Source organism: Acidobacteriota bacterium (assembly GCA_009861545.1).
Lineage (GTDB): Bacteria > Acidobacteriota > Vicinamibacteria > Vicinamibacterales > UBA8438 > WTFV01.
This window is the reverse complement of record VXME01000105.1, coordinates 1-12,793: the sequence shown is the minus strand read 5'-3', so window position 1 is coordinate 12,793 and position 12,793 is coordinate 1. Positions and strand designations below refer to the sequence as shown.

Sequence of the window (12,793 nt, the reverse complement as noted above, 5' to 3'; positions counted from 1 at the left end):
GCCGGGCAAGCGGCGACGCGCCTGTCGGTCCCCCGCCGAGGGAACGACGGGACCCGGCCGCTGAAGGCCTTGCTCCTCGGCGTGCTCGCGATCGTGTGGGGCGCGGGGACTGCCGGCGCGGCGCAGCAGCCGCGGGAACCGAACGGGGCCGATCTTCTCCGCGTGTTCCTCGACTGCGGTCCCTGCGACGACGAGTACCTGCGCCGAGAGATCGCTTTCGTCAATTACGTCCGCGACCGGCGCGACGCGCAGGTCCACGTGCTGGTCACCCGCGAGAACACCGGCGGCGGCGGCGACGCGTGGACGCTCGACTTCTACGGCATCGACGAGTTCACGGGGATGGACGACCAGCTCGTCTTCTACACCACGCAGGATGACACCGACGACAGCGAGCGAAGGGCGCTGGCCCAGATGCTGCGCCTCGGCCTGGTGCGCTACGCGGCCCAGACGCCGCTCGGCCAGCAGTTGCGCGTCTCTACCAGCCCAACGGGTGGTGCGCTGGGTGCGCGCCGCGTGGCGAACGCCCAGCCGCAGGACGATCCCTGGAACTTCTGGGTCTTCCGCACCCGGCTGAACATGTTCTTCGACGCCGAGGAACGGGAATCGACGCAGTCGCTCAGCGGATCGATCTCGGCCAACCGCGACACGGAGATGTGGAAGATGCGGGTCGGCTTCTTCACCAACTTCCGCGAGGACACGTTCGAGCTCACCGATTCGACCTTCTCCAACGTCCGGCGCAGCTCGTCGCTCGACGCCCGCTTCGTCAAGAGCGTGGGCGAGCACGTCGGCATCGGCTTCGGGGGCTCGGCGATCAGCTCCAACTTCCGGAACCAGGATCTGACGCTGCGCGGCGCGCCGGCCATCGAGTACAACTTCTTTCCCTACTCCGAATCGACGCGGCGGCAGTTCACGATGACCTACACCGCCGGCTACAACGCCTTCCGCTACATCGAGCCGACGATATTCGACCGCATGGAGGAACACCGCGCGAACCACGCCGTGCAGAGCTCGTTCCTCGCCAACGAGCCCTGGGGCGAGAGCGAGCTCACGCTGGAGTTCTCGCAGTTTCTCGACCAGCCCGACCAGCGTCGGCTCGTGCTCTACGGCGAGATCGACATCCGCCTGTTCCGCGGGTTCTTTCTTCGCATCGACGCCGACAGCTCGCTGATCCGCGATCAGATCTACCTGCCCCGCCGGGACGCCACCGACGCTGAAATCCTCGTGCGCCAGCGGCAGCTCGCCACCGACTACGAGTGGCAGTTCCGTATCGGGTTCACCTACTCGTTCGGGTCGATCTTCAACAACGTCGTGAACTCGCGCTTCGCGGGATCGAGCGGCGGCTTCACGCGCGCCTTCTGAGCCATCCTGCGGTCGGGTCTCCGCCTGCACGCTTCCGTGGCGAAAGCCCCGCCGCATTCGAGCGGCGCTGGTACACCACGCGGACGGCGTTGCTCCTCGGTCGAATACGCCCACTCCCTCGTCACCGAATGCACACCCACCGTCATTCAGTGTTCAATCCTGCGCCGCTGGCCGGACTCCCGGTCAGGGTTCCTTTCCCGCGCAACTCACTGCCCCATAACGAATTGCGTGAATCGCCGGCGAACTGGCACCGGCCGTGCTGCTGGATCTGTCGGCCGCGCAATCGCGCGGCAGGCAGGAGACAGACATGCTCGGACCGTACACGCATCGCATCGACCCCATCCTGTTCGACGTCGGCGGCGTCCATCTCTGGTGGTACGGCCTGGGCTTCGCCCTCGGCTTCCTCGAGTTGCATCTGTTCCTGCGACGAGGTCATGGAGAGCTTCGCCTCTCGCCGCGCGAGGTATGGAGCCTGAGCCTGTTCGTCGCCGTCGGCGTGCTGGTCGGCGGACGCGCCATCGAGATCGCTTTCGACGAATGGCCCTTCTACCGCGAGCACCTCCACATGATTCCCGCGTGGTGGCTCGGGGGCATGGCCACCCACGGCCTGCTGCTCGGCGGCGGGCTCGGCGCCGCGGTGTTCGCGCACCGCTCCGGAAAGCCGTTCCTTCTCGTCGCGGACGTCCTCGTCATTCCGGCGGCGTTCCTGCTGGGCATGGGACGCATCGGCAACTTCATCGACGGCCACATCGTCGGCGCGGCGACCGACGTCTGGTGGGCGGTGAAGTTCCCCGACGCGGAAGGATTCCGCCATCCCGTCGTGCTCTACGACGGCGCCAAGAACCTGCTGCTGATGGCGTACTTGCTCCACGTGCGGCGGGTGAGCCGAACGCCGGGCGCGGTGGCCGCGCGCTTCGTGTTCTGGTACGCATTCCCGCGCTTCTTCATCGACCTGTTCCGCGACTACCCCACCCACCGGCTCGCTCTCGGCACCGGGCAGACGCTGAACATCGTCATGGCGGCGGTCGGCGCGGGGGCCCTGTACCGGTCGCGGATGCGGCGGCTGGGCCGTCTGCAGGGCACTGCCGGCTGGGGGCTGGCCGGCCGAACCTCTTCCGAGCGGTTCAAGGAAGCGCCGCCGCTCGCCGCGCAACGCCTCGCGTTCGCCGGACTGCTGGCGTTCTGCCTGACGATTCCGAGCAACTGGACACAGGACGTACCGGCCCGCTACGGCGCGCGCCACCCCGGCCTGGAGCACTCCTGGCTGTATCCCGAGATCGATAGCGCGCCGCCGCAGGCCCACCCCCGCCGGCTCACGGTTGCGCCGGAACACGGGCGCGGAGGACACGCCTTCGACACGACGACGCCTCATTCGACAGCGGAGCGCAGGAAATGACCCTGGAGAGACTCGTCGGTTCGATAGTGCTCCTCGCCCTGCTTGCCGCGCCGGCTCCCACGGCCGCCAGCTCGGCCCCACCAAACGCGGTCCGGGAACCCGAGAACGGCACGTCGTTCCCAATCGTCCTCGTCCCGCCCGGAGGGACGAAGCCGCACCGGCTGGTGGGTACCGGGATCCGACAGCGGACCATCTTTCGCGTCAACGTCTACGCTTTCGGCCTCTACGTCGATCCGGCCGGCGCCGAAGCCGCGCTGGCGGCGTTCGCGGGCAGACCGGCCGCGGCACTCGGGAGGGACATGCGTTTCTCCCGTCGGGTGCTCGCCCTCGACTTCGGGATGACGCTGCGACTCGTCATGACGCGAACGGTCGCGGGCGGCGATGTGGCGGGCGCGTTCGACGACGCGCTGCGGCCGCGGATGGCACCACGCAGGCAGGAATCCGGGGACGCCGACGCTGCGGCGGCACTGGCGCGATTGCGGAGCCATCTCCACATCGACGAGGTCGCACGGGGCACCGAAATCGTCTTGTCCTGCGGTCCGGCGGGACGACTGACCACCTCGGTGGGACAGGCGCAGCGTCCGCCCATAGCGTCGCGGGCTCTCTGCCGCGCGCTGTTCGACATCTACCTGGGAGAGGACCCTATCGAACGCGACGCGCGGCGGAACATCATCGGCGGACTCGTCCGCCTGCTCGCGCCGGCGCATGGCGCAGAGGGCAGGCGGCCATGAGAAGGATCGGAATCCTCCTTTGTGCCGCCGCGTTGGCCGCGGGCTGTGCGACGAAGCGACCCGCGTTTCCTTCGAACACTCCGAGGGGGCTGTGCAGTTGGGAACGGGTCGTGTCCATTCCGGCCGGAACCAGTGTGGAGGTGATGACTGGCCCATCGACACCGGGTACTCGTGGCGGTTTCGTGTCTGCCAACGAGACGCGGATCACGTTGGAAGTGAACGGAATGGCCGATGAAACACTCCGTCGTTCAGTGATGAGAGTGGCGAGGAATTCCAGCAAGCCTTACGTACGGTTCGTCAGATTTGGCGCACTGTACGGCGCGATGTTCGGGTCCGGCCTGTTGATTGAGGCCGGCGGCGCCCCGCCGGGTGGCGCCGCGTTGTTTGCTGCCGCGTGGGCCGCAATAGGACTCACCGGCGGTGCGGTTGCTGCATGGAAGGTTGCGGACAGGAAAGTCGTGTACGACGTGCAATCATGGACCGGCGGCTACCCCTGACCCGGACGGCTGACCGAGTAGACGAGGCCGACCGTGCCGGTCTGCTCGTATACACGGTGCTCCTGCAGCGTCAGTCCCATTCGCGAGGCCGGTTGGGCGACGAGCGGAACACCTGCGCCGAGCAGGTCGGAATGATCCCGACTTCGACGGTATCCACGAGTCCTTCCTCGGCGAGACTCCGAAAGAGCGACCCGCCGCCGAACAGCCAGATGTCCCTTCCGGATTCCTCGCGGAGCGACTTCACCAGCTCCTTCCAGTTCTCGCTCACGATCGTGACGTTCTTGTAGTCGTTCTACCGCAGGGTTCGCGAGAACACGAAAGCCCGCACGCCCGGCGAAGACTGGTCGCGCCCGCCGGTGGCCTCGAACGTCTTCCGCCCCAGCAGGTGGGTGTCGAACTGGTCGGACAGGCCGGCGAAGTCCATCTCGGGGTCCATGACAATCCAGTCGAACTCGCCGCCGGGCCCGGCGATGTATCCATCCAGACTCACGGCGCAGCAGTAGCGAATTCGCCTCATCGTCATTCCCTTACTCGAAGACCTCGTCCACCGGCAGCACGAATCCCGGAAGGACGTCGTCGCCCGCGATGATCTCACCGGCGCCAACCGACCGAACGCCACCGTTGGGTCGGTGCACGCGGACGGTACGGGTGGCGGGGTCGATGACCCATGCCAGGCGAACGCCGGCGGCGAAGTACTCGTCGAGCTTGCGCCGCACCGCGTCCGGCCGATCCGTCGGGGACAGGATCTCGACCACGAGGTCCGACGCCACCTCCAGGAATCCGTCCCGGCGCGTGCGGAGGGCGTCGCGTTCGTGCGACAGGAACAGGACGTCGGGCGCGCGGACGGTGTCGGGGTCCCGAGTGGTAAAGACTCCCACCTCGCCGGCCATCACCACGCCGAGATTCTGCGTACGGACGAACGCTCGGAGCGCGGCGGCCACGTTCACCTCGATCCGGCCGTGGGTTGGATTGGTAGGCGTCATGCGCACGATACGGCCGCCGACGAGCTCGCACGGACTGAGCCACGGCATGCGCAGCAACTGTGCGCCCGTCACGGGGCCGGTCGATTCGTACGCCGGAAGTGCATCTTCCATACCGGATCTCTCGCGACTCGATGTTACCAAGCGAGTTGAACGATACGATCGACTTTCGTCGCTCTGGACGTCGACCGCTGGCAGGTAGCGGAGGAAGGCCGCAGCGCCTGGCTTCGGCGAGTCAGCAGAACGCGCGGATCAACTCGACCAGCGCGTCGCGGCAGGTGCTCACCGAGTCGGTTTCGACGTACTCGTCCGGGCCATGGAGACCGGCGCCAGTCGGACCGAACAGCAACGCCGGCGTCCCCGCGCCGCCGAGAATCGCGGCGTCCGTCCAGAAGGACATGCCGGTCGGCGTGTCGTCGAGGCCGCGACCGCGGAGAATCCGCCGCAACTCCCCGCAGAGCGGATGATCGTCGGCAATCTCGTGGGGCGCACGCGTCAACAGTTGCCGCGCGGAGGCATCGAAGTCGTCGTCCTCCCGAGCAAGCCCTGACAGCGCCGCCCGGACCTCCGTCAACCCCGCATCCGGTGGTTCGCCGACCAGCGTGCGGCGCTCGACGCCGAGCACACAGCGGTCGGGATAGACGCTGAGGGCCTGGCCGCCGTGAATCGTGGAAGCGTGCAGCGACGCCCTCCCGAGCCGCGGGTGGGTCCGGCCTGCCTTGAGCCTCGCCTCCACGGCTTCCAATCGGCCGAGCACGCGGCCGATGTGCAGGATGGCGTCTCGTCCTTCGGCCGGGCGGCTGCCGTGGGCGGCGCGCCCGCGCGTCTCCACCTCCACCCATTCGAATCCCTTGTGCGCCGTGGCCACGCGCAGGTCCGTCGGCTCGGTCACCACCGCCCCGTCGGCGGCGTGCACCGCGACCAGCGCGTCCGCGCCGGCGCTGGCATGCTCCTCGTCGGCTACCGCCGCCACTACCAGCCGGCCGCGCGACAGCCCGCCGTGCCGGGCGACCTGAACCGCGGCGTCGACCATTGCAGCCACGCCACTCTTCATGTCCTGGCTGCCCCGCCCGTAGAGCCGACCGTCACGCACGACCGGATCGAACGGCGCGGCCATCCCCTCCACACCCACGGTATCCGTATGGCCACAGAGGATCAGCGAGCGCCCGGGCGCCTTCCCTTCGACCACCCCCACCACGTTCGGACGCCCGGGAGCAACATCGGTCACCTCGACATCGATACCGCCCGGCCGCAGAGCCGCCGCGACTCGCTCGGCGACCGCCGCCTCCCCGGCGCCGCCGGAGACCAGGGACGGGTTGACGGAATCGATGGCGACCAGATCGCGCAGCAGGCTGATGGCAGGCTCCACGGTGTGAGGATATGTCATGAATCTGCAGGTGCGGCCGAACCCCGTTCGTGAGTCCCTCGCCCGGCCGCACGCTTCCGGCAAACGCTTCCAAGCGGCGCCTCACTGCCCACTGAGCCGGTTTGCGGCCACCTGACGCATTCCCGGACAGATGCGGCGGCAACAAGCGGATGACCGCGCTCCGAAGAACAGATTCCCGGCGCTCCCGGCATCCACAGCATGGAGGGACAGAAGATGACCCGAACCGCTCTCGTGCTCGTAGCGGCAACGATGACGACAACGGCCTCGCTTGCCGAAGCCCAGACCGCCGAGTCGTTCGACCGGCTCGCGCTCCTGGTCAATCAGAGAGACCACATCACGGTGACCGACCGTGCCGGGAGGGAGTTGCAGGGACGGCTCATCGATCTGTCACCTGCGTCGCTCTCGTTGCTGACCGACGACGGCCTGCGCAACCTGGAGGAAACCGAGGTCGCCGTCGTTCGCCGGCAACAGCCCGACTCGCTGAAGAACGGCGCCCTCGTGGGAGCCATTTCCGGCGCGGTGGTGGCCGGAGTTCTGATGTCGGACGACGGCGCAGACCCCGGTATCTACGCGCTCTTCATGTCCCTGTTCGGAGCGGCCGGCGCCGGCATCGGGATCGGACTCGATGCGGGGTACGTCCGCTCGCAGGTCATCTACACGGCACGGCGTCCCACTGCGCGCGTTGCCGTCTCCCCCCTGCTGTCGCGCCACCGCCGCGGCCTCGCGTTGTCGTTCGGATTCTGAACCGTCGGTCAGCCCCCCGGCTCGAGATAGTCCTCCCACAGTTCGACGTAGATCGCGTCACGCTCGGCTCCGCGGTCGCCCCACAGCTCCCGAGACGTGAAGCGGACGGTGTAGACGTGCTGTGGAGAGTCCCCGAGCTGCTGGCCGCGCCCGTCGGTGTCCTGGAGCGCATAGACGCCGTTGTCGCGGACGACCGTGCCCCGCCTTCCGCTCGCGTAACGCGGCAGGCGGGTGTGCCCCGCCGGATGCACTTTGCGCGCGCGGACCCCGTCGCCCACGCGGAACCGCGCCGGCACGTCGAGATCGAGGAGGCCGAACCCGAGCGGGGCCTGCGGCGGCCTCTCCCGCCGCTCCTGCCGCGGCACCTGCGGATCGGCGGCGCCGCTCGCCAGCTCCGCCTCGCTGACCACGCCGTTGGCGCGCAGCAGCTCGACCAGGGCCGTGAACCAGCGCTCGTAGTAGGACAAGCGCAGGTACTCCGCCGCCGGGACACGCTCCTGTCCGAACCGGAAGCTGCCCCAGTTGCCGCCCAGCCCCCAGGGGACCAGTAGACGCCGCAGCGCGAAGACGCGCGCCTCCCACGGCGCATGGAAGACAGGCTCGTTCGGCTCGGGATCGATCGGCCCCATGCCGCCCATGCCGCCCATGTCGTGGATGCCGTCGGGGAGGTCGTTCATCGCCGGCATTCCGTTGCGACTCGACATGCCACTACTGCGACTTGTGAAGCACGACCGGTTGGCCGTGGGGCGTGTGCCGGTAGGCGTCGGCCCACGCCTCCTTCCGATTTGCCAGCGCCGGTGAATCGGTGAGGCCCTTCCCGGTCACCAACTCTTCGAGCGCGGCCACCCAGTGATGGTAGTACCGGGACCCGTCGTCGGGCTCCCCCCGTTCGGCGGCCGCCCGCAGCTCGTCGGTCAGCGCTGCCGCCCACTCCTTCCAGGTGAAGTGCCCCTGTTCGGAGAGCTTCACCGCGAGGGCGAACGCCTGCGCCTGCCAAGGCGCTTCGAACACCGGCCCCTCCTCGTCCCGCGGCAGCGGCGGCAGCGCGGCGAGACGATCTCCGTCGACCCTCGCTGGCGGCGGCGCGTCCTCATGCGGGCTCAAGATAGCCCTCCCACAGGTCGACATGGACCGAATCACGGACGGAGGCCCGATCTCCCCACAGCTCCGTCGCCGCGAAGCGGACGGTGTAGACGTGCTGCGGAGAGTCGCCGAGTCGCTGCCCGGTCTCGTCGGTGTCCTGCAGCGCATAGACGCCGTTGTCGCGAATGACCGTCCCGCGGCGGCCCCGGGTATAGCGCGGCAGGCGGGTATGTCCGCGGGGGTGGAGGTTTCGCGCCCGCACCTCGTCATCGGGACCGAAGCGCGCGGCGACCTCGACGTCCAGCAGACCGGAACCGAGTCCGCCCGTCGTGGAAGGCGGCAGCAGCGCCGGCCGCGGCCGGCGCGCGTCCGCGTAGCCGCTGTCGAGCTCCTCCTGCGTGACCAGATCGCTGCCCAGGAGTCGGTCGACGTGCACGGTGAACCAGCGCTCGTAGTAGGACATCCGCAGGTAGTCGGCCGGGGACAGGCTTTCGAGCGTGAACCGGAAGCTGCCCCAGTTGCGGCCCCGCCCCCAGCGGGCTATGGACCGTCCCAGGGCGAAGACGCGCCCCTCCCACGTGTCGTGAAAGACGGGCTCGTTCTCCTCCGGCTCGACGAGGCCCATGCCGTCCATCCCGCCCATGTCGTGGATGCCGTTCATCTGCGGCCTCCCTTCACCGCCGGTGACGCCTGTGCGAACCTGGGCCATTCTACGGCGCAGACTCCTCGGGCGCCGCAACGCGGGCGACGCCGATCATCGAATCGCGGGAGACCAGCTCGGCGAGCTGCTCTTCCGTGAGCCCCTCCGTGCCAGCCGGGCGCTCCGGCAGCACGAGGTAGCGGATCTCGGCCGTGCTGTCCCAGACGCGCACCTCGACGTCGTCCGGCAGGTCGACGCCGAACTCGCGCAGCACCGCGCGCGGCTCGATCACCGCACGGGCGCGGTACGGGGCCGACTTGTACCAGACCGGCGGGAGGCCGAGCGTCGGCCACGGATAGCAGGAACAGAGCGTGCATACGACCAGGTTGTGCACCTCCGGCGTATTCTCGACGACCACCATGTGCTCGCCCTGCGCGCCGAGGAAACCGAACTCTCCGATCGCCGCGGTGCCGTCCGCGAGCAGCCGGGCCTTGTACTCGGGATCCGTCCAGGCGCGGGCCACGACCTGCGCCCCGTTGCGCGGACCGATGCGGTTTTCGTACGCGTCGACCACCGCGTCCAGCTCGGCCGGGTCGATCATCTCCTTCTCTACGAGGATCGACTCCAGCGCGCGCACCCGCAACGCGATGTCGTCGGGCACCACCTGGTGGTCGTGATCGTGGTCGTGCTGCGCGGGGGCGCCGCCCGCTACGCCGGCCGCCGTGGCGCCGTCCGCCATGCCGGCGGCGCCCGCCGCGCCCGCCGCGGCTTCCTTGAGGAACTTCCTCCGGCCGACGCCCTTGGGCTCGGAACCCGCCATCGCTTCCTCCCGCCTGCCACTCGGGGAGCGCGAGCTGCTGAATCTTCGCCGTTCACGGCCGTCGCCCAACAGCCGGCGCCAGCAACGCCCAAGCGACCCGCCCGGGCGGATTCAGCCAGCAGTCACTCGGTTCCGCGAGACACTGAGCTTCCCGAGGCTTCAGCCACTATAGCGCAGGCGTGGGACCGGATAACGCGAGCGGGCTCTAACCGGAACCGCTACGCGCGAACAGCCGTTCGGAAGGAACTTGACGGGACATCGGGGGAACGCAGCACGCCCCGCGCTCCGATCACCGGTCGGGCCGCCGGCCCAGGAGACGCGGGCGGGGAGGCCGGCTGAACGCTGTCCAGAACGCGGTCCGGACGCTGCCCCCGTTCACAGCGCACCGAAGACGGAGTATCCGTTCCGACAGACCTTTGTGAATGCGTGAGACGGCTCTCCTTGCAAGAGAGCCATACCCGGCAGCGAACCGTTCAAATCGGTGGCGATTCAGTTCAGCCGGCAATTCGAGCAGGACACCCGCGGCACGCGAGGCATTGGCCCAATTCAGGAGCAACTCGTATTGCCACCGTTCCTGGAGACCTCCGAACCACTGCATTCCCCTGGGCGAGATGACACAGACGACATTGGCAAGATCACACGGGCCAACGCATCCGGAGATCGTCAGTTGCACCGACTTGTTGAGCTTCTCGCGTTTCCACTGCTGCTTGATCCAGTCGCGGGGGAACGGCTCGAACCCCTTGTCCGTCCGACCGCAGCAACAGCCCTCGCAGCACACGATCTGCCCGAGAACGCGCCCCCGGGCGGTCACCAGTGGTTCGCGTCTGTCGAGCGTTTCGCGGACGCGTTGAGTCTGAGCATTCATGGACTTGCGCAGACTCCTAGCCGCCCACTCGCCAAACCGTCGCGCAACCCTGAGCGTCGAGCGCCGCCAGCGCGCGCCCATCCGGTCGCCAGTACAAGGCGCCGACCACATCCGCCACAGGCGCAACTCCTATGGCATCGCCTTGCCCGTCGCGCCCCAGCGACCACACAACGACGCGGCCGTCCCGAGCTCCCGAGGCCAGGCGCATCCCGCGGCGAGCGAAGGCGAGCGTTGTAACCGTTTGAACATGAAGTTCCAGAACGCCGGGCCGTGTGCCTTCGGGACCACTTCCCTGGAAGCTCCAGACCGTCACCGCCTCACCTCCGCCGGTGGCCAGAAGGTTGCCGGTTTCATCGAAGGCCAAGGCCGACGGCTTGGCACGATATCCCGCCATCATCGAATCCTGCTCCGTGGAGCGACGCCAGAAATGCACCGAGTTGTCCTGGCTGCCGCAGGCCACGATATCCCCGTCCGGGCTCAGTACCATCGACACCAGGGAACCTGCCCACTCCAGCTTCTGGCGAAGCGCTCCAGTGGACGCGCGGAAGAACGTCACCCGACCGTAACAGGCCGTCGCCAACTCTTCCGTGCCGGACCACGCGATCGCGCTGACGGTACTGGGATGATCCTCGGACCGCCAGATTCTCACTCCATCCGCACCATACGCGTGAACCTGCCGGGCGCAGGAGGCTGCCAGCCACGTTCCGTCCGGCGACCACGCCACGTTCTCCACCCAATCGCTCCCGACGTCGATGGCCAGGTTGACCCGACCTTCGGCAGCACTCCAGACCAGGACACGGCCGTCCTGGCCGGCCGTAGCGAACGCGGGTCTGCTTGGGTGGATCGCCACGGCGAGCAGCCCGCCTTCATGGACTCCGCGCTGCGCCCAGATGGTCGCGCCGGACTTGCCGTCGAACGCGTAGACGCCACCCGCTGAATCACCGACCACGAGCACTTCGCCGCGTGGGGTCCAGCCCCCGGCGATGGCGTAGTCACCGACCCTCGCGGACCAGCCCGGGCGAAGAACACCCCGCGGGCTGCCGACACTCAAACCAGACATGCCTCGAATCCCCGCCGCATGGACTGCTCGTGGAGATTGCGACCGATGAATATGAGTTGATTGCGGCGGGCCGCGTCCCCCCATGGACGATCCGGCTGTCCGTCGAAGAGCATGTGAACGCCCTGGAAGACGAAGCGGCGCGACTCACCCGCCAGGCTGATGAAGCCCTTCATCCGGAAGATGTCCACCCCGCGTTCGCGGAGCAGCTCGCTGAGCCACGCGTTGAGCCTGTCGGAGTCGACGTCGCCCTCCGTCTCGATGGCGATCGAGCCCACTTCGTCGTCGTGCTCGTGCTGCGCGACCCAGGTTCGCTCGACCTCGACGGGAACCGCTCCGTTGACGCGCGGGGCGCCGTTCCCCGCGGCGATCGCCGGCCTGGCGCGCGGACCGTCTTCCGGCCTGCCCGTCGCTCCATTCGCACTCCTCAGTTGCAGATCGAACTCCTCCGCGGTGTGCTGGGCGTAGAGGCCGACCCTTCGCCGCGTATCGACCTCCAGGAAGAACGACTTGCGCCCCGGGGAGTCGAGCTGGAGATTCAGGTGCCTTCCGACAGGCATCTCGTCCCCCGGGCGAATGAGATCCGCGGGTTCGGCGTACCGGCGTACGCACCACTCCGCACTCTCGCGAAGCGCGGAGTCATCCGTGCCCTGGTCGGGTACGACGACAAGAGACATCGCCGGATCGGGTCCGTCGGCCAGACTGAGTTCGTAGCGGCCGTTATCGAGCGAATAGACGCCAGTCCATTCGAACGGGTATTCCGGCTCGAGGAAGGTGGGACGACGCTCGAGCACCTGGTCCAGGTCGAAGGCGCCGAGATTGAGCACCGTATCGACGGAGACGTCCGCCCGCTCGCTGCGGATGACTCGCGCCATTCGGTTCATGTCCCGGAGCCGGGCCTCGAGCCGGTCGAGCGCGTCGTCGTCGACGAGGTCCGTCTTGTTGAGAACCAGGACGTCCGCGAACGCGATCTGTTCCGTGCTCTCGTCGCTGCGGCCGAGCTGCTGCTCGATGTGGGCTGCGTCGACGAGCGTGACGATCCCGTCCAGCGCGAACTCCGCGCGAATCTCGTCGTCCATGAAGAAGGTCTGAGCGACCGGACCGGGATCGGCGAGCCCGGTGGTCTCCACCAACACGTAGTCGAACTTGTCCCGGCGCTTCATGAGGTTGCCGAGCACGCGAATCAGGTCTCCGCGCACCGTGCAGCAGATGCAGCCGTTCGACATCTCGAAGA

General features: G+C 68.2%; 15 protein-coding genes and 1 pseudogene. 5 read left to right on the top strand and 11 right to left on the bottom strand.

The annotated features are described in order from the left end of the window. Positions 1-81 precede the first annotated feature (81 nt). From F4X11_17165 to F4X11_17150, 4 genes are all read left to right on the top strand, one after another. Positions 82-1,359 carry a hypothetical protein gene (locus F4X11_17165; GenBank protein MYN66733.1) on the top strand — a complete coding sequence of 426 codons (1,278 nt, stop codon included), beginning with the start codon at positions 82-84 and terminating at the stop codon, positions 1,357-1,359. Positions 1,360-1,666: 307 nt separating this feature from the next. Beyond that, the gene (locus tag F4X11_17160; protein ID MYN66732.1) at positions 1,667-2,755 is read left to right on the top strand and encodes a prolipoprotein diacylglyceryl transferase; all 1,089 of its coding nucleotides are present in this window, start codon (positions 1,667-1,669) and stop codon (positions 2,753-2,755) included. Further along, on the top strand, positions 2,752-3,486 hold the full coding sequence (locus F4X11_17155; GenBank protein MYN66731.1) for a hypothetical protein: 735 nt from the start codon (positions 2,752-2,754) through the stop codon (positions 3,484-3,486). The genes F4X11_17160 and F4X11_17155 overlap by 4 nt, the downstream gene beginning before the upstream one ends. Positions 3,487-3,596: 110 nt before the next feature. Next, positions 3,597-3,983: a hypothetical protein gene (locus F4X11_17150; GenBank protein MYN66730.1), complete on the top strand. Its 387-nt coding sequence runs from the start codon at positions 3,597-3,599 to the stop codon at positions 3,981-3,983. Between the two features lie 70 nt (positions 3,984-4,053). Here the strand turns inward: F4X11_17150 and F4X11_17145 are convergent, their stop codons facing one another. From F4X11_17145 to F4X11_17130, 4 genes are all read right to left on the bottom strand, one after another. Further along, positions 4,054-4,254 carry a hypothetical protein gene (locus F4X11_17145; GenBank protein ID MYN66729.1) on the bottom strand — a complete coding sequence of 67 codons (201 nt, stop codon included), beginning with the start codon at positions 4,252-4,254 and terminating at the stop codon, positions 4,054-4,056. A gap of 21 nt (positions 4,255-4,275) precedes the next feature. Further along, positions 4,276-4,506: a dihydrofolate reductase family protein gene (locus tag F4X11_17140; GenBank protein ID MYN66728.1), complete on the bottom strand. Its 231-nt coding sequence runs from the start codon at positions 4,504-4,506 to the stop codon at positions 4,276-4,278. Between the two features lie 4 nt (positions 4,507-4,510). Beyond that, positions 4,511-5,077 (bottom strand): Uma2 family endonuclease, encoded by a 567-nt coding sequence (locus tag F4X11_17135; GenBank protein MYN66727.1) that lies wholly within the window; start codon positions 5,075-5,077, stop codon positions 4,511-4,513. Positions 5,078-5,198: 121 nt separating this feature from the next. After that, positions 5,199-6,350, bottom strand: coding sequence for a M20/M25/M40 family metallo-hydrolase (locus tag F4X11_17130; GenBank protein ID MYN66726.1), 1,152 nt, complete (start codon positions 6,348-6,350; stop codon positions 5,199-5,201). A gap of 213 nt (positions 6,351-6,563) precedes the next feature. Between F4X11_17130 and F4X11_17125 the strand changes: the two genes are divergently transcribed. Next, positions 6,564-7,094 (top strand): hypothetical protein, encoded by a 531-nt coding sequence (locus F4X11_17125; protein ID MYN66725.1) that lies wholly within the window; start codon positions 6,564-6,566, stop codon positions 7,092-7,094. 8 nt (positions 7,095-7,102) lie between these two features. On the opposite strand, the gene nthB (F4X11_17120) is transcribed toward F4X11_17125, so the two are convergent. The 7 genes and pseudogenes from nthB (F4X11_17120) to F4X11_17090 all read right to left on the bottom strand — a co-directional run. Beyond that, positions 7,103-7,771: a nitrile hydratase subunit beta gene (gene nthB / locus F4X11_17120; GenBank protein MYN66724.1), complete on the bottom strand. Its 669-nt coding sequence runs from the start codon at positions 7,769-7,771 to the stop codon at positions 7,103-7,105. A 31-nt stretch (positions 7,772-7,802) separates the two neighbouring features. Further along, the gene (locus F4X11_17115) at positions 7,803-8,222 is read right to left on the bottom strand and encodes a nitrile hydratase accessory protein (GenBank protein MYN66723.1); all 420 of its coding nucleotides are present in this window, start codon (positions 8,220-8,222) and stop codon (positions 7,803-7,805) included. Beyond that, the gene (gene nthB / locus F4X11_17110; GenBank protein ID MYN66722.1) at positions 8,185-8,838 is read right to left on the bottom strand and encodes a nitrile hydratase subunit beta; all 654 of its coding nucleotides are present in this window, start codon (positions 8,836-8,838) and stop codon (positions 8,185-8,187) included. The genes F4X11_17115 and nthB (F4X11_17110) overlap by 38 nt, the downstream gene beginning before the upstream one ends. A gap of 49 nt (positions 8,839-8,887) precedes the next feature. Beyond that, positions 8,888-9,556 (bottom strand): nitrile hydratase subunit alpha, encoded by a 669-nt coding sequence (gene nthA / locus F4X11_17105; GenBank protein MYN66721.1) that lies wholly within the window; start codon positions 9,554-9,556, stop codon positions 8,888-8,890. Between the two features lie 541 nt (positions 9,557-10,097). Beyond that, positions 10,098-10,502, bottom strand: a pseudogene (locus tag F4X11_17100) ((2Fe-2S) ferredoxin domain-containing protein). Between the two features lie 16 nt (positions 10,503-10,518). Beyond that, entirely contained in the window at positions 10,519-11,562 is a 1,044-nt protein-coding gene (locus F4X11_17095; GenBank protein MYN66720.1) for a PQQ-binding-like beta-propeller repeat protein, read from the bottom strand. After that, positions 11,550-12,793, bottom strand: a 1,244-nt coding sequence (locus F4X11_17090) for a GTP-binding protein (GenBank protein ID MYN66719.1), incomplete at its 5' end; no start/stop codon positions are given. The genes F4X11_17095 and F4X11_17090, both read right to left, overlap by 13 nt.

What these genes read in the sequence shown, in the direction of transcription:
- nthB (MYN66722.1), bottom strand. Translation starts at nt 8,838, where the DNA reads ATGAACGGCATCCACGACATGGGCGGGATGGACGGCATGGGCCTCGTC.
- F4X11_17125 (MYN66725.1), top strand. Translation starts at nt 6,564, where the DNA reads ATGACCCGAACCGCTCTCGTGCTCGTAGCGGCAACGATGACGACAACG.
- F4X11_17160 (MYN66732.1), top strand. Translation starts at nt 1,667, where the DNA reads ATGCTCGGACCGTACACGCATCGCATCGACCCCATCCTGTTCGACGTC.
- F4X11_17155 (MYN66731.1), top strand. Translation starts at nt 2,752, where the DNA reads ATGACCCTGGAGAGACTCGTCGGTTCGATAGTGCTCCTCGCCCTGCTT.
- F4X11_17130 (MYN66726.1), bottom strand. Translation starts at nt 6,350, where the DNA reads ATGACATATCCTCACACCGTGGAGCCTGCCATCAGCCTGCTGCGCGAT.
- F4X11_17115 (MYN66723.1), bottom strand. Translation starts at nt 8,222, where the DNA reads ATGTCGACCTGTGGGAGGGCTATCTTGAGCCCGCATGAGGACGCGCCG.
- F4X11_17095 (MYN66720.1), bottom strand. Translation starts at nt 11,562, where the DNA reads ATGTCTGGTTTGAGTGTCGGCAGCCCGCGGGGTGTTCTTCGCCCGGGC.
- nthB (MYN66724.1), bottom strand. Translation starts at nt 7,771, where the DNA reads ATGAACGACCTCCCCGACGGCATCCACGACATGGGCGGCATGGGCGGC.
- F4X11_17135 (MYN66727.1), bottom strand. Translation starts at nt 5,077, where the DNA reads ATGGAAGATGCACTTCCGGCGTACGAATCGACCGGCCCCGTGACGGGC.
- nthA (MYN66721.1), bottom strand. Translation starts at nt 9,556, where the DNA reads ATGGCGGACGGCGCCACGGCGGCCGGCGTAGCGGGCGGCGCCCCCGCG.
- F4X11_17140 (MYN66728.1), bottom strand. Translation starts at nt 4,506, where the DNA reads ATGACGATGAGGCGAATTCGCTACTGCTGCGCCGTGAGTCTGGATGGA.